Source organism: Mesorhizobium sp. (genome assembly GCF_017306585.1).
Lineage (GTDB): Bacteria > Pseudomonadota > Alphaproteobacteria > Rhizobiales > Rhizobiaceae > Mesorhizobium.
In genome coordinates this window covers 14,612-31,906 of sequence record NZ_JAFKIC010000171.1, presented here as the reverse complement: position 1 = coordinate 31,906, position 17,295 = coordinate 14,612, and the positions used below count along the sequence as shown (strand labels likewise).

The 17,295-nt window shown below is 63.9% G+C and carries 20 protein-coding genes; 9 read left to right on the top strand and 11 right to left on the bottom strand.

The window, feature by feature from the left end; genetic code table 11:
• Positions 1-422 precede the first annotated feature (422 nt).
• The 5 genes from J0I79_RS20335 to J0I79_RS20315 all read left to right on the top strand — a co-directional run bounded on the left by J0I79_RS20335 (position 423) and on the right by J0I79_RS20315 (position 5,146).
• Positions 423-1,619: an amidase gene (locus J0I79_RS20335; RefSeq protein WP_292862941.1), complete on the top strand. Its 1,197-nt coding sequence runs from the start codon at positions 423-425 to the stop codon at positions 1,617-1,619.
• Positions 1,620-1,621: 2 nt separating this feature from the next.
• Positions 1,622-2,521: a LysR family transcriptional regulator gene (locus J0I79_RS20330; RefSeq protein ID WP_292862938.1), complete on the top strand. Its 900-nt coding sequence runs from the start codon at positions 1,622-1,624 to the stop codon at positions 2,519-2,521.
• 157 nt (positions 2,522-2,678) lie between these two features.
• Positions 2,679-3,347, top strand: a complete 669-nt coding sequence (locus tag J0I79_RS20325) for a DUF1007 family protein (RefSeq protein WP_292862935.1) — start codon at positions 2,679-2,681, stop codon at positions 3,345-3,347.
• Positions 3,344-4,567, top strand: a complete 1,224-nt coding sequence (locus J0I79_RS20320; RefSeq protein ID WP_292862932.1) for a nickel/cobalt transporter — start codon at positions 3,344-3,346, stop codon at positions 4,565-4,567. Before J0I79_RS20325 ends, J0I79_RS20320 begins: the two co-directional genes overlap by 4 nt.
• Positions 4,568-4,678: 111 nt before the next feature.
• On the top strand, positions 4,679-5,146 hold the full coding sequence (locus tag J0I79_RS20315; RefSeq protein ID WP_292862929.1) for a YccF family protein: 468 nt from the start codon (positions 4,679-4,681) through the stop codon (positions 5,144-5,146).
• 33 nt (positions 5,147-5,179) lie between these two features.
• Here the strand turns inward: J0I79_RS20315 and denD are convergent, their stop codons facing one another.
• The 4 genes from denD to J0I79_RS20295 form a co-directional block, all read right to left on the bottom strand.
• Positions 5,180-6,148 carry a D-erythronate dehydrogenase gene (denD, locus tag J0I79_RS20310; protein WP_292862926.1) on the bottom strand — a complete coding sequence of 323 codons (969 nt, stop codon included), beginning with the start codon at positions 6,146-6,148 and terminating at the stop codon, positions 5,180-5,182.
• Positions 6,149-6,188: 40 nt separating this feature from the next.
• Entirely contained in the window at positions 6,189-6,401 is a 213-nt protein-coding gene (locus tag J0I79_RS20305; protein WP_292862923.1) for a hypothetical protein, read from the bottom strand.
• An 82-nt stretch (positions 6,402-6,483) separates the two neighbouring features.
• Positions 6,484-7,476: a cation diffusion facilitator family transporter gene (locus tag J0I79_RS20300; RefSeq protein ID WP_292862920.1), complete on the bottom strand. Its 993-nt coding sequence runs from the start codon at positions 7,474-7,476 to the stop codon at positions 6,484-6,486.
• 30 nt (positions 7,477-7,506) lie between these two features.
• Positions 7,507-8,193, bottom strand: a complete 687-nt coding sequence (locus J0I79_RS20295) for a GNAT family protein (RefSeq protein WP_292862917.1) — start codon at positions 8,191-8,193, stop codon at positions 7,507-7,509.
• 83 nt (positions 8,194-8,276) lie between these two features.
• On the opposite strand from J0I79_RS20295, the gene J0I79_RS20290 reads away from it, so the two are divergent.
• Positions 8,277-9,461 carry a pyridoxal phosphate-dependent aminotransferase gene (locus J0I79_RS20290; RefSeq protein WP_292862914.1) on the top strand — a complete coding sequence of 395 codons (1,185 nt, stop codon included), beginning with the start codon at positions 8,277-8,279 and terminating at the stop codon, positions 9,459-9,461.
• A gap of 3 nt (positions 9,462-9,464) precedes the next feature.
• Here J0I79_RS20290 and J0I79_RS20285 read toward each other — a convergent pair whose 3' ends face one another.
• Genes J0I79_RS20285 through J0I79_RS20275 form a run of 3 tightly spaced genes read right to left on the bottom strand, consistent with a single transcriptional unit; the run spans position 9,465 to position 11,718 of the window.
• The gene (locus tag J0I79_RS20285) at positions 9,465-10,190 is read right to left on the bottom strand and encodes an MBL fold metallo-hydrolase (RefSeq protein WP_292862912.1); all 726 of its coding nucleotides are present in this window, start codon (positions 10,188-10,190) and stop codon (positions 9,465-9,467) included.
• Complete coding sequence (locus J0I79_RS20280; RefSeq protein ID WP_292862909.1) at positions 10,190-10,867, bottom strand: amino acid ABC transporter permease; 678 nt, start codon at positions 10,865-10,867, stop codon at positions 10,190-10,192. The genes J0I79_RS20285 and J0I79_RS20280 overlap by 1 nt, the downstream gene beginning before the upstream one ends.
• A gap of 11 nt (positions 10,868-10,878) precedes the next feature.
• Positions 10,879-11,718: a transporter substrate-binding domain-containing protein gene (locus tag J0I79_RS20275; protein ID WP_292862906.1), complete on the bottom strand. Its 840-nt coding sequence runs from the start codon at positions 11,716-11,718 to the stop codon at positions 10,879-10,881.
• 128 nt (positions 11,719-11,846) lie between these two features.
• On the opposite strand from J0I79_RS20275, the gene J0I79_RS20270 reads away from it, so the two are divergent.
• Together J0I79_RS20270 and J0I79_RS20265 are read left to right on the top strand one after the other, a co-directional pair.
• Positions 11,847-12,743 carry a LysR substrate-binding domain-containing protein gene (locus J0I79_RS20270; protein ID WP_292862903.1) on the top strand — a complete coding sequence of 299 codons (897 nt, stop codon included), beginning with the start codon at positions 11,847-11,849 and terminating at the stop codon, positions 12,741-12,743.
• A gap of 90 nt (positions 12,744-12,833) precedes the next feature.
• The gene (locus J0I79_RS20265; protein WP_292862900.1) at positions 12,834-13,208 is read left to right on the top strand and encodes a YciI family protein; all 375 of its coding nucleotides are present in this window, start codon (positions 12,834-12,836) and stop codon (positions 13,206-13,208) included.
• A 30-nt stretch (positions 13,209-13,238) separates the two neighbouring features.
• Here the strand turns inward: J0I79_RS20265 and J0I79_RS20260 are convergent, their stop codons facing one another.
• The 3 genes from J0I79_RS20260 to J0I79_RS20250 form a co-directional block, all read right to left on the bottom strand.
• Positions 13,239-13,994 (bottom strand): SDR family oxidoreductase, encoded by a 756-nt coding sequence (locus tag J0I79_RS20260; RefSeq protein ID WP_292862897.1) that lies wholly within the window; start codon positions 13,992-13,994, stop codon positions 13,239-13,241.
• 298 nt (positions 13,995-14,292) lie between these two features.
• The gene (locus J0I79_RS20255; protein ID WP_292862894.1) at positions 14,293-15,024 is read right to left on the bottom strand and encodes a tellurite resistance TerB family protein; all 732 of its coding nucleotides are present in this window, start codon (positions 15,022-15,024) and stop codon (positions 14,293-14,295) included.
• A 107-nt stretch (positions 15,025-15,131) separates the two neighbouring features.
• Positions 15,132-16,061 carry a rhodanese-related sulfurtransferase gene (locus tag J0I79_RS20250; protein WP_292862891.1) on the bottom strand — a complete coding sequence of 310 codons (930 nt, stop codon included), beginning with the start codon at positions 16,059-16,061 and terminating at the stop codon, positions 15,132-15,134.
• Between the two features lie 178 nt (positions 16,062-16,239).
• Here J0I79_RS20250 and J0I79_RS20245 point away from each other — a divergent pair, with 178 nt between their 5' ends.
• Complete coding sequence (locus J0I79_RS20245; RefSeq protein WP_292862888.1) at positions 16,240-16,878, top strand: 2-dehydro-3-deoxy-phosphogluconate aldolase; 639 nt, start codon at positions 16,240-16,242, stop codon at positions 16,876-16,878.
• Between the two features lie 68 nt (positions 16,879-16,946).
• On the opposite strand, the gene J0I79_RS20240 is transcribed toward J0I79_RS20245, so the two are convergent.
• Positions 16,947-17,138, bottom strand: coding sequence for a hypothetical protein (locus J0I79_RS20240; RefSeq protein ID WP_292862885.1), 192 nt, complete (start codon positions 17,136-17,138; stop codon positions 16,947-16,949).
• Positions 17,139-17,295: the final 157 nt, after the last annotated feature.

The window sequence follows — 17,295 nt, the reverse complement described above, 5'->3', positions numbered from 1 at the left end:
CCCGGAACCATGAAACGCCGTCTCGCGGCGATGAACCTAGCCTTGCCCGGCTTCGGTTCGCTTTGTCTGCCTTGGCTTGGATTGGGAGAACCCCGTTCCGCACTGCCGGCAATGAAGGTGTGCCTCTTCAGTAACCCCGGTCTTTGGACAACCGGCAGAGAACCAGAAAGGCCCGCACCGTCGTTGCTTCAAGGTGTCCTCGATCTTGTGGTTGGCCACTAGACCGACTGGAGTGGTTGGCTCCAGTTACCTGACCGATTTCCCTCACCATTCGAGGATCGGCGGACACCCACAGGCACGTGCGACTTTGGGCAAGCGCGATATAGGAGCGAAGGGTTTCACAATCAATAAAAATCGTATCGCAGGTTGTAAAATTTCCGGCATCGAACAATGTAGGCGGAACCGTATCCGGATATCGAACGATGACAGGCACGCACGGCCCACTCAATGCCTTTCTCGATCTTCGTCAGATGCCGGTGGCGCATGCCGAACTCGGCCCGCTCGCCGGCCTTCGGCTGGCCGTGAAGGATATCTACGACGTCGCCGGCTATCGCACCGGCTGCGGCAATCCCGGCAAATTCGCCGACAGCAACGCCGCCTCGCGCACCGCGCCCGCCGTACAGATGATTCTCGATGCCGGCGCCCGCTTCATCGGCAAGACCCAGACCGACGAACTGGCCTTCGCTCTGTTCGGGCAGAATTCGCATTTTCCCTTTCCGGTGAACCCGGCCGCGCCCGACCGCGTCACCGGCGGCTCCTCCTCAGGCTCGGCGGCGGCGGTGGCCGGCAGGCTGGCCGACATCGCCACGGGCTCCGACACCGGCGGCTCGATCCGCGCGCCGGCGAGTTTCTGCGGGCTGATCGGCTTGCGCGCCACGCATGGCCGCATCCCGCTCGACGGCACGATGAAGCTGGCGCCGAGCTTCGACACGTTCGGCTGGTTCGCCGACGATATCGAGACCTATGAGACGGTCGGCAAACTGCTGCTCGGCCGCGACCCGCATCACCACCCGCTGGACCGGCCGCTGACACTGGGCTGGCTGGACGAGATGGTCGCAAGGCCGGCGCTTGCCGAATATGCCGGAATGAAGGCGCTGGCGGCTTCTGTCTTCGGCCCCATGGCGACGCCGACAAGCCGCTTCACCGCGTCCCCCGACGAGCTCTACTGGTGCTTTCGCCGCCTGCAGGCCAGGGAGGCCTGGGCCGTGCATGGGCAATGGATCACCAGCGGCGAGCGCGGCCTCGGCCCCGGCGTGGAGGAACGCTTCGGCTTCGGCCGCGCTGTCGACGACCGCACGGCGCAGAGCGAGAAGGTCCGCCGGCTGACCTTTCGCGGCGAGCTGAGCGCCCTGCTCGGCAGGGACGGCTTCCTCGTCCTGCCGACGGTGCCCGGCCCCGCGCCCTATGTCGACAGCACGCCGGAGCAGTTCCAGGCCTATCGCGAGCGCGCCTTGCACCTTCTGTGTCTCGCCGGCCTGTCGGGCTTCCCGCAGATCACCGTGCCCGTCGGCTCGGTCGCCGGAGCGCCGTTCGGCCTGTCGCTGCTTGGCCCTTCCGGCAGCGACATTGCCCTGATACGGCTCGGCCGAAAACTTCTCGACGCAGCACGAAAGGCCTGACCATGGACACTCTGACCCGCATGCGCGCCTTTATCGACGTGGTCGAGGCCGAAGGCTTTTCGGCGGCGGCACGCAAGATCGGCCGCTCCAAGGCGCTGCTGTCCAAATATGTGCGCGAGCTGGAAGACGAGCTTGGCGCGCTGCTCCTCAACCGCACGACGCGCCAGTTCTCCATGACCGAGGCCGGCCACACCTATTACCGACGCGCTTCCGAGATCGTGCGCGAGGTCGACAGCCTCGCCGACGCCGTACGCGAATCCTCCGGCGACGTGCGCGGCCGGATCAAGCTTTCGGCGCCGCGCACCTTCGCCGACGCGCCGATCGGCCAGTCGCTGATCGACTTCGCCAAGCAGCATCCCGACATCGTGCTCGACATCCAGCTCGACGACCGCTTCGTCGACCTCGTCGAGGAGGGCTTCGACCTGGCGGTACGCATCTCGCGCCTGGAGAATTCGTCGCTGATCGCCAGGCGGCTGGCCCCGTTCTCGATAAAGCTCTGCGCCTCGCCCGAGCTGATCGCCAGGCATGGCATGCCGACGCGGCCGCAGGATCTCGGCCACATGCCCTGCATCGTCGACACCAATGGCCGCGGGCTGAACAACTGGCCCTTCAAGGGCGACAACAACGATCAGCTGAGCGTCGCCGTATCGGGTCCGATCGAGGTCAACAGCCCGATGGCGGCTCGCGCGGCTGCCGTGGCGGGACTTGGCTTTTGCATCCTGCCCGATTTCATCGCCTCGCCCGACCTCGCCAGCGGCCGCCTGGTGACGGCGCTCGATGACCGCATCCTGTCGGGTGGCGGCATCTTCGCCGTCTATCCGCACCGCCGCTACCTGCCCGCCAAGGTCCGCGTTTTCGTCGACTTCCTGGTGCAATGGTTCAGGACCCGCGAGGCGGCGTGATCGCCCCAAGACCTGACGGCGCACCGCCCGCCCTGCCCTTGCCCGCTCTGTTGAACCGCCGCGCACTTTTGGGTGAGGTGGTCCGCCGGTCCCAATTTCGCCCCCTTTCTGATAACTCTCGACAACTCCTCCGAGGCCGATGGAATCGCAACCGGGAATGCACCTGAAACGGCACGCAATCATGCTGGCTTCGGCCTTGGCGGCGACCTTTGCCGCCACCGGACCGGCCTATGTGCATCCGCATGTCTTCGCCGAGGCCCGCCTCGACGTGATCTTGTCGCCGGATCACCAAAGTGTGAAAGCGTTGCGTCATCTCTGGCGCTTCGACGAGCTGTTTTCCAGTACGGTGCTGATGGAGTTCGACAAGAACTCCGACCTGAAGCTTGACGACAAGGAGCTGAAGGATGTCGCCGACACCGTTCATGCCTCGCTGGCCGAGTTCAACTATTTCCAGCTCGTCACGCAGGACGGCAAGGACGTGGCAATGATCCCGCCGCCGCACCTGATGGCCAATTTCGAGAACGACCAGCTCATCATCCTCTTTGAGTCCGAGCCCAAGCAGCCGATCAAGCTGGCCGGCAAGATCGATATCGGCGTCTACGATCCGACCTTCTACACGGCGATCGACTTCACCGAGGACTCCAACATCACGGTGGCGGGCCTGCCGTCGAACTGCACCAGCAAGGTCATTCGTCCGGATCCGGATGAGGCGATCAAGGAAAACCAGAAGACCCTGACGGACGCCTTTTTCAACGATCCGACGGGCACCGACATGAGCAAGATCTTTGCCACCAAGCTCGAACTGAACTGTCAGCCAGAAGGATGAATCCGGTGACGAAACCGTCCCTGCGTTTGGCATTCGGCCTGCTGGCCATCACCTTTTTCGCCATGCACTTCGCCAACGCCGCTTATGCCCAGAGTTCGCTCGGCATCGGCGTCAATGACGGCATGGCGCCCACGACAGGTCCGTTCGCCCACATCCTCATGTGGATCAATCTCAGGCAGCAGGAATTCTATCGCGCGCTGGCCAATGCCATGAAGGCGATGCGTCAGGACAACAGCAAAATCTGGATTCTTGTCGCCCTGTCCTTCGCCTATGGCATCTTCCACGCCGCCGGGCCAGGTCACGGCAAGGCGGTGATCTCGTCCTATATGGTCGCCAATGAAGTGGCCCTGCGGCGCGGCATATTGTTGTCCTTCGTCTCGGCGCTGTTGCAGGGCCTGACCGCCGTGCTGGTCATGGCCGCCGCCTATTTCGTGCTGCGCGGCACCGCCATTTCGATGACCGACGCGGCCTGGTTCATGGAGATCATGAGCTTTGTCTTCGTCACCTTGTTCGGCGCCTGGCTGCTGTGGCGCAAGCTCGGCCCCTCGGTGCTGCGCCTGTTCGGCAGGGCGCCCGCCTACAGCCTGTCGGCGGCGCATGCCGGCCATTCGCATGGCGGGCACTCGCATGCAGGCCATTCCCACGCGGGCCATTCGCACGCTTCCCACAGCCATGCCGCGCACGCCCATTCGCACGCGCGCCATGTGCATGACGATCACGGCCATGCCCACGACCATTCGCATGATCATCACGACCACGCGCACGATCATCATCACGATCACGGCGCGCATGACCATCACCACGATCACGCGCATCATGATCATGCCGCGGGCGAGGTCTGCGAAACCTGCGGCCATTCGCACGCGCCCGATCCGGCAATGCTGTCGGGCGACCATTTCGACTGGCGCACGGCCTGGACGGCGGTGGCGGCGGTCGGCATTCGCCCCTGCTCCGGTGCACTGATCGTGCTGAGCTTCGCGCTTCTCAACGGGCTCTGGCTCGGCGGCCTGCTGTCGGTGCTGGCGATGTCGATCGGCACCGCCATCACGGTGGCGGCATTGGCGACCATCGCGGTGACGGCCAAGAACTGGGCGGTCTACTTCGCCGGCGACGGACGCCTCGGCAACCGGATCCACTCGATCGTCGAAATCGGGGGCGCCGCCTTTGTGTTCCTGTTCGGATTGCTGTTGCTGTCGGCGAGTCTCACAGGCAGCGTTTGATGCTCTGCTCACGCCGGCTTTTTTAGCAATCGACTGATCACGCTTTCTGTTGACTTCATACTTCCCAAATGAAAGTTTTGCCGATCGCAAAATCTGGCAGGGGGAAAGACTATGCGTTTTGCGGGGAACGTTATTTGGTTTGTCTTGGGAGGGGCAATTACAGCTTTGATATGGCTAGTCGGCGCCGCTCTGTTTGCAATAAGTATCGTAGGCTTACCTCTAAGTAGAGCTGCCATTGAGATGGCGCGTATGTCTGCCTTCCCATTCGGGAAGGACGTCGTTCACATTCGCGAATTGGATGGAAAAGGCCTGAGTACAACAACAGCAATCACAGGGACTATTGGGTTTATCACCAATGTCGTTTGGGCATGTACATTTGGCTGGGTTCTGTTTCTCAGCTACGTGATCTCCGGCGTGATAAATTGCCTTACAATCATAGGAATTCCTTTTGGGCTCCAGGCTTTCAAGCTTGCGGGAATCTCATTCTGGCCAGTTGGCCGACGTGTCGTTAGCGTCGAGCTTGCCCGGGCAGCCCGTAGACAAAATGCAACGGATAGGCTTGCGTCCTACCGACGGTAACCAACCTGAGAAGCCGTATAAGGATCGAAGCGATTATACCGTGCTGAGCTCATCCTCGATATGCGCGCGGATAATCTCGTCGAAACTCTGCTCTGCGGCAAAGCCGAGCTCGCGTGACCGCCGCGCCTCGAAGCGGGTCGGCCAGCCCTTGACGATCGCCCAGATCGTCTCGTCCAGCACCTCACGGATCAAGCTGACCGCCTTGGCACCCGCGACCCGTTCCAGCGCCTCGATCTGCTCGCCGACGGTGACGGCGACGCCCGGCATCGTCAGGTTGCGGCGCGGCCCGACGGCGCCGCCATCGATCTCTGCTGCATGGATGAGAAAGTTCACCGCCGAGCGCGGGCTGGCATGGGTGTGGACCACCGAGCGCGGCACCGGCAGGATCGCTTCCTGGCCGCTCAGCGGCTCGCGTATGATGCCGGAGAAGAAACCGGACGCCGCCTTGTTGGGCTTGCCCGGCCGAACGCAGATCGTCGGCAGCCGGATGCCGATGCCGTCGAAGAAGCCACGCCTGGAATAGTCGGCCAGCAGCGCCTCGCACATCTGCTTCTGCGTGCCGTAGGATGTCAGCGGCGTCGGATGGAATTCGTCGGGAATGACATCCGGGAACGGCGCGCCGAACACCGCGATCGACGACGTGAAGACGACGCGCGGCGCAAAGCCGGCGAGCCGGATGGCGTCGAACAGCGCGCGGGTGCCGTCGAGGTTGACGCGGTAGCCGAGATCGAAATTGGCTTCCGCCTCGCCCGAGACGATGCCGGCAAGATGGAAGACGACATCGGGACGTGACGCGACCAGACGTTCGGCGGCGCCGGCTTCGGCGAGGTCGCCAGTGTGCAGCGCCACGCTGACGCCGTCCATATCAGGCGCCTGCGGCGGCACGATATCGTGCAGATCGAGCGCGGTGATCTTCTGGCCGCGAAGCCGGCCATCCCCGGCCAGCCGGGCAATGAGCTTGCGGCCAACCATGCCCGCGGCGCCGGTGATCAGAATGCGCATGTCGAACTTCCCCTATTTGCTCTGGCTTGTTTGCTCTGGCTTATTTGCCCTGGTTCCTGCGCTGGTTGCGGGCGCGCAGCCAGAACACCGTGAAAAACGCCAGCACGAAGACGACGCCGAAAATGCCCGCAAGCACCGTCGAAAAGCTGCCGAGCGCCAGCATCACCGCCGGCAGATAGAAGGCGGCCGTGCCGAACAGCAGGATGATCAACAGCGCCGCGATGGCCGAATTCCTGGTGTTGCGATCCATCATGCCGCACCGGGGCGGCTGGCGCTTTTCAAGCTTGATTCCAAGTCGGTGAAACTCCTGAGGCAGGGCCGGTCATAGACCCGGCTTAGTGATAATGGCCATGATGCGCGTTGGCATCATGCTCGTGTTCATGATCGTCGCCGTCGTCGGTGCACTGGCCGAATTCCGGTTCCACCGTGGCATGGCTGATGCCATGCGTCGACGCAAGCCGCTTCTTGATGGCGCTGACCGCCTGCCGCGCATCCACACCCTCGTCGAGGCAGGCATGCAGCGTCGCCATGGTGCTGACGCCATCCAGCGACCAGATATGCATATGGTGCACCTCGCGCACACCCTTGACCGCGCCCTCTATGTCCCTGGCGACCAGGTCGCGGTCGAGATTTGGCGGCACGCCTTCGAGCAGCACATGGGCGGCGGCGCGCATCAGCGACCAGGCCGTCGACAGGATGAGCAGCGAGACCAGCACCGAGAGGATCGGGTCGATCGGCGTCCAGCCGGTCGCCAGGATGACGATGGCCGCCACGATCGCCGCCGCGGAACCGAGCAGATCGCCAAGCACATGCAGGATCGCGCCGCGCATGTTCAGGCTCTCGCGATCGCCGCCATGCAGCACCAGGAAGGAGCCGATGTTGACCAGCAGGCCGAGTACCGCCACCACCAGCATAGGCCCGCCGAGCACCGGCGCCGGCGTCAGCAGGCGGTCCCAGGCCTCGTAGACGATCCACAGCGCGATGACGAAGATGGCGATGCCGTTGGTGTAGGCGACCAGCGTCTTGACCCGACCGAAGCCATAGGTGAGCTGGCCGGTCGCCGGCCGCCCCGCCAGGTGGAAGGCATACCAGGCAAGGCCGAGCGCGATGGCGTCGGCCAGCATGTGGCCAGCATCGGCAAGCAGCGCCAGCGAGCCGGTGAAGAGACCGCCAAGCGCTTCCGCCACCATGAAGCCCGCCGTCAGGCAGGCCGCGATCAGCACGCGCTTCTTGTCGGTGGAGCCGTGCACATGGCCGGCGCCATGATCGTGGCCAGAGTGATCGTGGCCCGCATGATCATGCCCGCCGTGATCGTGGGTATGCGCCAAGTGGCAAACTCCCGTTGCGCCGGATTCAGATCAGGCGCCGAACCCGGCGCGAAAATCCTCCAGCCGCCGCCTCTGCTGGCCGTCACCGTCGAAATTGGCCGGATCGAGCCAAGCCTCATAGGCTTGGCGCAGGGCCGGCCATTCCTTGTCGATGATCGAATACCACGCGGTATCGCGGTTTTCACCCTTGACGATGAGGTGCTGGCGGAAAATGCCCTCGAACTTGAAGCCGAACCGTTCCGCCGCCCGCTTGGACGGCTCGTTGCGGTTGTTGCACTTCCATTCGTAGCGGCGGTAGCCGAGCTCGTCGAAAATGTACTTCATGAACAGGAACTGCGCTTCGGTCGCCGCCGGCTTGCGCGAAATCAAGGGCCCCCAATAGATGTTGCCGATCTCGATGACGCCGTAGGCCGGATCGATGCGCATCAGCGTCTGGCGGCCCGCCACCTTGCCGCTGGCCTTGTCGATGATGGCGAAGAACAGCGGATCCGGGCTGGCTTCCACCTTGTCCAGCCAGGGCTGGAAGTCAGCGCGGGTTTCCGGCGGATAGTCGGGCAACCAGGCGAAACGGCGGCCGGCATCGGCGACCGAGGACGCCTCATAGAGACCATCGCCATGCCTGGCCGCGCTCAGCGGCTCGACGCGGACATACCGCCCCTCGAGCACCTTGCGCTCCGGACGCGGGCGTGGCTGCCAATTCGCAAGATTTTCCGACACCAGAAACTCCAATCCGTTTGACTTTTGCCCGGTGAGGCTCACAAAAACGCTACCTAACAGTAAGAACCACACGGACGGGAAAAATGCTCCACACGATTTCGGCCTTCGACCGTCTCGGCGAGGAAAATGCGTTCGCGGTGCTGGCGCGGGCGACGGCACTTGCCCAGCAGGGCCGCGACATCGTCAACCTCGGCATCGGCCAGCCCGACTTCAAGACGCCGCAGCATATCGTCGAGGCCGCGATCAAGGCGCTACGCGACGGCCACCACGGCTACACGCCCGCCAACGGCCTGCTGGCGGCGCGCGAGGCGGTGGTGCGGCGCACGCTGACCACCACCGGCGTTGAGGTCTCGCCCGAAACGGTGATGATTCTGCCCGGCGGCAAGCCGACCATGTTCGCCGCGATCCTGATGTTCGGCGAGCCCGGCGCCGAGATCCTCTACCCCGATCCCGGCTTTCCCATCTACCGTTCGATGATCGAATTCACCGGCGCGGCGCCCATTCCGGTGCCGATGCGCGAGGAGAACGGCTTCGCCTTCTCGGCCGAGGAGACACTGGCGCTGATCACGCCGAAGACCAGGCTCCTGATCCTCAACTCGCCGGCCAACCCCACCGGCGGCGTGACGCCGCGCGCCGAGATCGAGAAGCTGGTCAGGGGGCTGGAGAAGCACCCTGATGTCGCCATCCTCTCCGACGAGATCTACGACGTCATGACCTATGACGGCGAGACGCATTGCTCGCTGCTTGGCTATCCCGAAATCCGCGACCGGCTGATCGTGCTCAACGGCTGGTCGAAGACCTGGGCGATGACCGGCTGGCGCATGGGCTGGTCGATCTGGCCGAACGGCGACAAGGGCGCCCATCTCTACGACAAGGTGCGGAAGCTCGCCGTCAATTGCTGGTCCTGCGTCAATGCGCCGAGTCAGTTCGCCGGCATTGCGGCCATCGACGGCCCGCAGGACGATGTCGACACGATGATGCGTGCCTTCGACCGCCGCCGGAAGATCGTCGTCGAAGGGCTGAACGCTCTGCCCAACATCTCCTGCATCACCCCCAAGGGCGCTTTCTATGCCTTCCCCAACGTCTCGAAGACCGGCTGGAAGGCAAAGAAGCTAGCCTCCGCCTTGCTCGACGACGCCGGCGTGGCGCTGATCGGCGGCCCGGATTTCGGCATTCTCGGCGAAGGCTATGTCAGGCTCTCCTACGCCAATTCCGAGGAGAACATCCTGCGCGCGCTGGACAGGATCGGTTCGTTCCTGGCGAAATAGGCTTCAGCCGGTTTTGTCGAGATAGGCGCCTGCGATCGACCGGAGTTCGTTTTGGCCGATCGGTTCGCCGTGCCCACAATAGGCGCGGCTGAACTCGATCCGAAGCAGGCGTTGCATCGTTTCCCGGTAGGAGTGCACATTCGACCCCGGCAGATCGTCGATCAGCCGCCCGCGATAGATGGCGTCGCCGGCGAAGAAATCGCCGTTCCTCTCATCGAAGAGCCCGATCGACCCCGGCGAATGGCCGGGCAAATGCAGGACGCGCAACGACCGGTCGCCGGTCTCGATCCTGTCGCCTGCGTCCAGCGTCCGGGTCAACGGCGCCGCCCGGATTTCAAAGCGCTCCGCGGACCATGCCTCGTCCGGCGGCCTGTCGACCGCCTCCGGCTGCGCGCGAAAAAGATGCGCCAGCGTATGTTCGTCCGCCATATGTTCGAAGAACGCGGCTTCCTTGCGATGGCCCGCTCTCGCCTCGAACTCGTTCAGGCCTCCGACATGATCGACATGGATATGCGTTGCGACAGCCAGCACCGGCTTCCCACTGGCTAGATCCAGCACCGGCCTGAGCGGTACGATGCCCATACCGGCATCGATGACAAGATCGAGATCGCGCCCCCCGACATGAAAGACGTTGCTTCTGAAAAAGGAGTGGACATGCGGTTCCCATATCCGCGTGATGCCTGGCGCCACGATCTCTCGGGCAAACCAGTCCGGCGCTGGGACCGACATCAGCGATGGCCCCTGGCAAGCATGCGCTCCAGCTTCATCTGGATGACCGTCAGCACCGACACCATCGACATGTAATAGACGAGCGCCGCGCCATACCACTCCAGGAAACGGAAGCTGGTGGCGATGGCGAACTGGGTGACGGTCATCAGTTCCTTCAGCGAGATGACCGTCGCCAGCGACGTCGCCTTGAGCAGCGAGATGAACTCGTTGACCAGCGCCGGCAGCGCGACGCGAAGCGCCTGCGGCAGGATGATCAGGAAGAATATCTGGCCCCGGTGCAGGCCGAGAGCCGCCGCGCCCTCGGATTGACCCTTGCCGATGGAAGCGTAGGAACTGCGCAGGATTTCGGTCAGGTAGGCGACCTGGATCAGGGTCAGGGCCAGAAACGCCGCCACGAACGGGCTGAACCAGTCCGCCCGGAAGACCGCCGAGAGCTGCGGCAGCCCGTTCCAGATGAACAGGAGCACCAGCAGCGCCGGCGCGCCGCGAAACAGCCAGACGAAAGCGGCGATCGACAGGCGCACCCAGCGCCGCTTCGACGTGGCGAGCGACGCCGTCGCCAGCGATATGGTCAGCGCAACCGCCATGACCAGCACCGAAAGCACCAGGGTCAGCAAGGCCCCCTTGGCAAGGGGCCAGCCGAGCAGCGCCGTCAGGAAGAGCTTGCCGTCGAACACGTCAGCCGTCCTCAATCGGTCGCATGCTTGACGTCGGTCGCGGTCTCGGGAAGGTTCCACTTCTTGAGCAGCGCCTTCATCTCGCCGCTGGCCTGCAGGGTTTCAATGGCCTTCACCAGGGCCGCGCGGTTGTCGCCGCCCTTTCTCAGATAGATGCCGTAGGTTTCCCCATCGCCATAATTGTAGGGTATCTGCAGCCGGCCCGGCATCTGCTTGATGCGGAAGGCGGCCGTCGTGTCCTGGGTGATCGTCGCCGCCGCCCGGCCGACCAGTATCTGCTCGATGACGGCGGACGCCGACGGATAGGTCTGGATCTGCGCCGGCGCCTTGCCGGCCTTTGCCAGTTCCGCGTTCAGGTCGGCGGCCGTCTTTTCGTAGGTCGTGCCCGCCTCGATCGCCAGCACCTTGCCGCTGAGGTCGGGCGGCGATTTGGTCTGGGAATCCGACGCGGACGTCACCATCACCACGTTCGAGACGAAATAGGGAGCGGCGTCATAGGCCTTGAGACGCTCCTTGGTCACCATGATGCCGCTGGCGACGAGATCGCAGCGTTCGGCGCCGAGCGACGGCAGCAGCCCCTTGAAATCGCCGACCACATATTTGGTGGTGCCGCCCCACTGCTTCGCGATGGCGTCGACGACATCGACCTCGAAACCAACCAGCTTCTCGTCGCCGGGATTCTCGTAATACTGCATGGGCGGAAAATCGCCGCCGGTGCAGACATTGAGCACACCGTTGCGGACAAGGCCGGCGGTCTCGGCCTGGGCCGCTGGCACGGCCGCGGCAAGGGTCATCGCGACCAGTCCGCCGAAGGTGATCTTCGCCATAGAGGCGATGCGTGCGTGAAGCATATCCGGTTCCCCATTCTTGTTTTGTGGTGCCGCTGAGTGGCTGCCGGGGACCATATGTTGCAATTCTTGTGAGACAAGCTAAATCTTTAGCGGTATTTTTGATCAGTTTTTCTAAATTAAGGTGACAAGTGGCCGTTCCGTCCCTTCATTCGCTGCGGGCCTTCGAAAGCGTATCGCGGCTGGGAAATATCGCGGCCGCGGCCGCCGAACTGCATGTCACGCCCGGCGCCATAAGCCAGCAGTTGCGCGCCCTGCGGCTTTCGCTGGGCGTGGATCTGTTCAGGAAGAACGGCCGCCGCCTCGAGCTTACGGAACGTGGCGCGACGCTGCAGAAGAGCGTCGGCATGGCCATGCACCAGATCGCGGATTCGATCCGCGAAATATCGGCCAATGTCTCTTCAGGAACTGGCAAGGCGGAGCTGTGCGTCTCGGCGCCTTCCGTCTTCGGGACAACCTGGCTGACGGCCCGAATCTTCCAGTTTCTGGATGCCAATCCCGACATGCGGCTGCAAATGCTGACCGCGATCACCTTCGAGGAAGTTGACTGGCGCAAGGTCGATGTCGCGATTGTCTACGGCAGTCCGCCCTGGCCCGGATTTTCATGGCGGCTGCTGCACAGCATGCATGCGGCGCCGGTCTGCAGCCCGCAATTGCTGCGCGGGCCGCACGGCATCCGCGAGCCGCGCGACGTCCTGCATCATCGCCTGCTGCATGAGGACGACGGCAGCCAGTGGCGGCACTGGCTGATGCAGGCGCGCGTGCCGCACAGCGTCCAGTCAGACATCTATTTCGACAATTTCGCCATGGTGCTGCAGGCGGCCCGTGACGGTCACGGCGTAGCGCTCACCAACGACATCATATCCTTCCGCGACCTGGATGAGGGGCGCCTCGTCCAGCCGCTGACCCTGTTCGCGCCGGCTGCCCGCAACTACTACTGCATTTGCCACGAGGAGGGCTTGGCGAATCCGGCCATTTCAGGCTTTGTCGACTGGCTCGTCGATCAGGCGGCGAAGCCATCGCGCTGAGACGCACGCGGGGGATGCCCTCTTGTTCCCGCTCACCCGACTTTCTACGATCGGCCCGTTTGGATGACGTTTTCAAAAAGGTGACAACGGATGTTCTACGCAATCCTTGCCTATCATGTGGAAGAAGCAATCAAGGCGCTGACGCCGCAGGAAGACGCGGCGCTGATGGCCGAGTTGCTGAAGATCAACACCCGGCTTCATGAGGACGGAGCGCTTGGACCGTCCGCGCGTCTCGGGGCGACAAAGGATGCCTTTACCCTGCGTGGTCCGGGCGAAGGCACGATCATCGACGGCCCATTCGCCGAAACCAAGGAACAGTTGCTCGGCCTCTATGTCGTCGACTGCGCGACGAAAGACGAGGCGATCGCGATCGCCCGCGACCTTCGCCGGGTCAACCCCACGGCCGTCTACGAAATCAGGCCCATTGTGCTCTTCAAGCCCGGCGTGCCGCTGGCCGGCAAATAGGCCTGGCCACGGCCCTGCCGCTGCGACTGTTCAGCCGCGCCCGACAAACGGCATCTTGGTCGCCATGACAGTCATGAACAGCACGTTGGCGTCGAGCGGCAGGCTGGCCATGTGGACGACGGCATCGGCGACACGCTGGACGTCCATCACCGCCTCGGCTGCTATCGAGCCATTGGCTTGCGGCACGCCGACCGTCATCGGCTGCGCCATGTCGGTCAGCGCGTTGCCGATATCGATCTGGCCACAGGCGATGTCATAGGGCCGGCCGTCCAGCGCCAGCGTCTTGGTCAGCCCGGTAATGGCGTGCTTGGTCGCCGTATAGGGCACCGAGCCCGGGCGCGGCGCGTAGGCCGACACCGAGCCGTTGTTTATGATACGGCCGCCCATCGGCTTCTGCCTGCGCATGGCGCCGAAGGCGGCGCGGGCGCACAGGAAGGAGCCGGTCAGGTTGACGCCGACGATGTCGTTCCAGACGTCCACCGGGATCTCGTCGATCGGCGTCGATTTGTAGCCCATGCCGGCATTGTTGAAGAGCAGGTCGACGCGGCCGAAAGCTTCCGCCACCGTCTCGAACAGGTCGTCGACCTCGGCGGCCTTGCTGATGTCGCAGGCGACCGCCAATGCCTTGGCTTCGGTCTTCCCCGCCTCCGCGATCGCGGCCTCCAGAACCGGCTTGCGGCGACCGCAGAACACCGTGTTCCAGCCGGCCTTGAGCAGCGCGGTGGCGACGCTCTTGCCGATGCCGGTGCCCGCGCCGGTGACGATGGCTGTTCTTTGCTCGGTCATGGCTGATGTCCTCCGGCAGCGCGGCGCGCTCCCCACTGATTTTCAGGATCGGTTCGGGGAGAAGGCATCGCAAATGGCGCCGGCCATGGCAAGCGCTGGCCCAAGGCATGCCTGGGCAGTGACATCGGGTTGCTGGAAAGGAAAGTCCGTTCGGACCGACAAAAAGGGCGGTCATTGGCGACCGCCCTGATCTGAACCAAGCTTGGGAGGAGGAAAGCCGGTCCGACTGCGTAGAATCATGCGCTTCCTGAGTTAACGAAAGGTTAACGCCTGAAGCGCGCCATTGTCCCGATTTGGGCTACCAGCGCGGATTGGGCGAGGTGCCCGCGGGCACCTTGGCCGCCGAAACCGTCGCCTCGACATGGTCGACCAACGCGTCCGGCAACCCGAGCCGGCCGGCAAGCAGGTCGAGATAGCCGCGCTCGGCCCGCGTATCGGGGTCGATGGTCAGGCGCGACGCCGTATAGAGTTCGAGCTTCTGCGCATCGGTATGGGCGGAGGCCACCAGCGTGTCGAGATCGAGCGGCCTGTCCAGTTCCTCCATCAGGAATTTCTCGGCGTGCGCACCGATGCCCGCAAGGCCGAGCTTGCTCGCGATCTTCTGCCGTTCGTCATCATCGACATGGCCATCGGCCTTCGCCGCGGAGATCATGGCGCGTATCAGCGTCAGCGTGAATTCATCCTCGCCCTGCGGCGCCTGCGAGGGATGGAAGGCGGTGTCCTTCGGCGGCGGCAGCAATTCCGGTTCACCGGTCGCGGGCGCCTGCTCCGGCGCGCTGCCCGCCTTGTAATTCTGGTAGGCCTTGTAGGCGAGGCCACCGATGGCGGCGAGGCCGCCGAGCCTCACGGCAGCGCCGGTCACCTGGCGTCCGGTGCCGGTGCCAAGCAGCACGGCCGCCAGGGCGCCGGCGGCCAGCGGATTGTCCTTGGCCATCTGGACGGCCTGCCCCGCCTTGTCGCGCACGGTCCCGGTGGTGCCGGGAATCTGCGAACCGAGCAGATCGTCGAGAAGCTTCTTGGGATCGAACATTCAATGCCTCCAGCATGGGCCCGGCCGAACGGGCAGGTTTCGAACGCGCAAGACGTAGGTCCCGAAACTTGACATTGCAATGACAGCAGCCGTCTCGCCGGCTGGCATCAGGACCCGATATGCGGCCCCTTGCCCTGCGCCTGCGCGAGATCGACCTGCCGCTGGCGCTCGGCATAGCGCTCGCGATCCTCGTCTGAGCGGGCATCGAAACAATGCGGGCAGGAAACGCCGGTGGCGAATTTCGGCGACGCCAGATCCGCCGCCGTCAGCGGATGACGGCAGGCACGGCAGAGCTCGGCATCGCCTTCGGCGAGGCCATGCGCCACCGAAACGCGTTCATCGAAGACGAAGCATTCGCCTTGCCAGAGGCTCTCCTCGGCCGGAACCTCCTCCAGATATTTGAGGATGCCGCCCTTGAGGTGGAAAACATCGTCGAAGCCGAGCGATTTGACATAGGCGGTGGCCTTCTCGCAGCGAATGCCGCCGGTGCAGAACATCGCCACCTTGCGGCCTTCGAGGTCGGCCCGATGCGCTTCCACCCAGGCCGGAAACTCGCGAAAGCTCGCGGTCGCAGGATTGACCGCACCCCTGAACGTGCCGATCGACACCTCATAGGCATTGCGGGTGTCGATGACGATCGTGCCGGGCTCCGAAATCAGCGCGTTCCAGTCGGCCGGCGCGACATAGGTTCCCGCGCTTGTCGCCGGGTCGATGTCCTCCACGCCCATGGTGACGATCTCGCGCTTCAGCCGCACCTTCATGCGGTGGAACGGCATTGCCGCAGCCATGCTGTACTTGACCTCGAGGCCCGTCAGCCCATCGATGGATTCGATATAAGAGATGAGCTCGGCGATCGCGACTTCGCTACCGGCGACGGTGCCGTTGATCCCTTCATGCGCCAGGAGCAGCGTGCCCTTGATGCCGCGTCCGCAGCAGAAAGCGGCGAGCGGCGCGCGCAGCTCGTCGAACGCGTCCAACCGGGCAAACCGGTAGAGCGCGGCAACGCGGACAGACTGGGATGGCGCGGGCGGTATCATTGCCAGAGCAACTAGACGCTCGCGGCAAGCGATTCAAGGCAAAGCGGCTTCATCGACCTCGATGGTAATGGCCGGCACGATCGACCGGGGACGCGTGACACCGCGACACGCCTCGTTTCGTGGACAGAAAAACACCCGTCTGCTAATCGGTTGAATTGCCAACGCTATGGAGAGACAAATGCCCAGCAAGACCGAAAAACTCCTGTCGCTCCTCAATGGCCAGCCGGTCATCCCGGTGTTGAAGATCGCCAACGTGGCGGATGCCGTGCCGCTGGCGCGCGCTTTGGCGCGCGGCGGCCTGCCGGCAATCGAGATCACGCTGCGGACCGCCGACGCGCTGGAAGCGATCCGCCGTGTCGCGGCGCAGGTCGAGGACGCCATCGTCGGCGCCGGAACCATCCTCGACGCCAGGCAGTTCGACGAAGCAGCAAGCGCCGGCTCGAAATTCATCGTCAGCCCCGGCATCACCCGCGAGTTGCTTGCCGCCGCCGCCGACAGCGATGTTCCGCTGCTGCCCGGCGCGATCACGCCAGGCGAGATCATGGCCGCGCGCGAAGCCGGCCTGCGCTTCCTGAAATTCTTCCCGGCCGAGCAGTCCGGCGGCATCGCCTCGCTGAAGGCCTTCGCTTCCCCGCTGGCCGACGTCAAATTCTGCCCGACCGGCGGCATCACCGGCAAAAACGCGGCCGACTATCTCGGCCTGCCGAACGTCATCTGCGTCGGTGGTTCGTGGGTTGCTCCCGACGATCTGGTCAAGGCGGGCAAATGGGATGAGATCGAAGCCCTGGCGCGCGCGGCAAGCAAGCTCCGCAAGTAGTCTGTTCCGCATACAAAAGGCCCGGCCGGCTGTCGCCGACCGGGCCGAAAACGTCCATCTTCAGCAGATCAGTTGCAGACTTTGACCTGCTCGACGATCTTCTTGTGGTGACGCCAATGCGTGACCGTCTTCATCCGGCAGTGTTTTCGCATGTGCATGTGGTCGTGGGTCTTGATCACCACGGTCTCGGCCCGCGCGGGAGCCATGGCAGCGGAAGCTGCCGAAAGTGCCAGAACCGAGGCCAGTAGAATCGTCTTCATGAATATCCCCTTGTTGGAACGCACACGTCTTAACCCGGGAAAAGGACAGCTGTTCCGGCCTCACGGGAAGTTCAGCCAGGCGTGATTGAGCGCCGGTGATCATGCGCGGGTGATCATGTGCGAACGGAACCGATCTCTTCCGCGACGATTGGCTGAT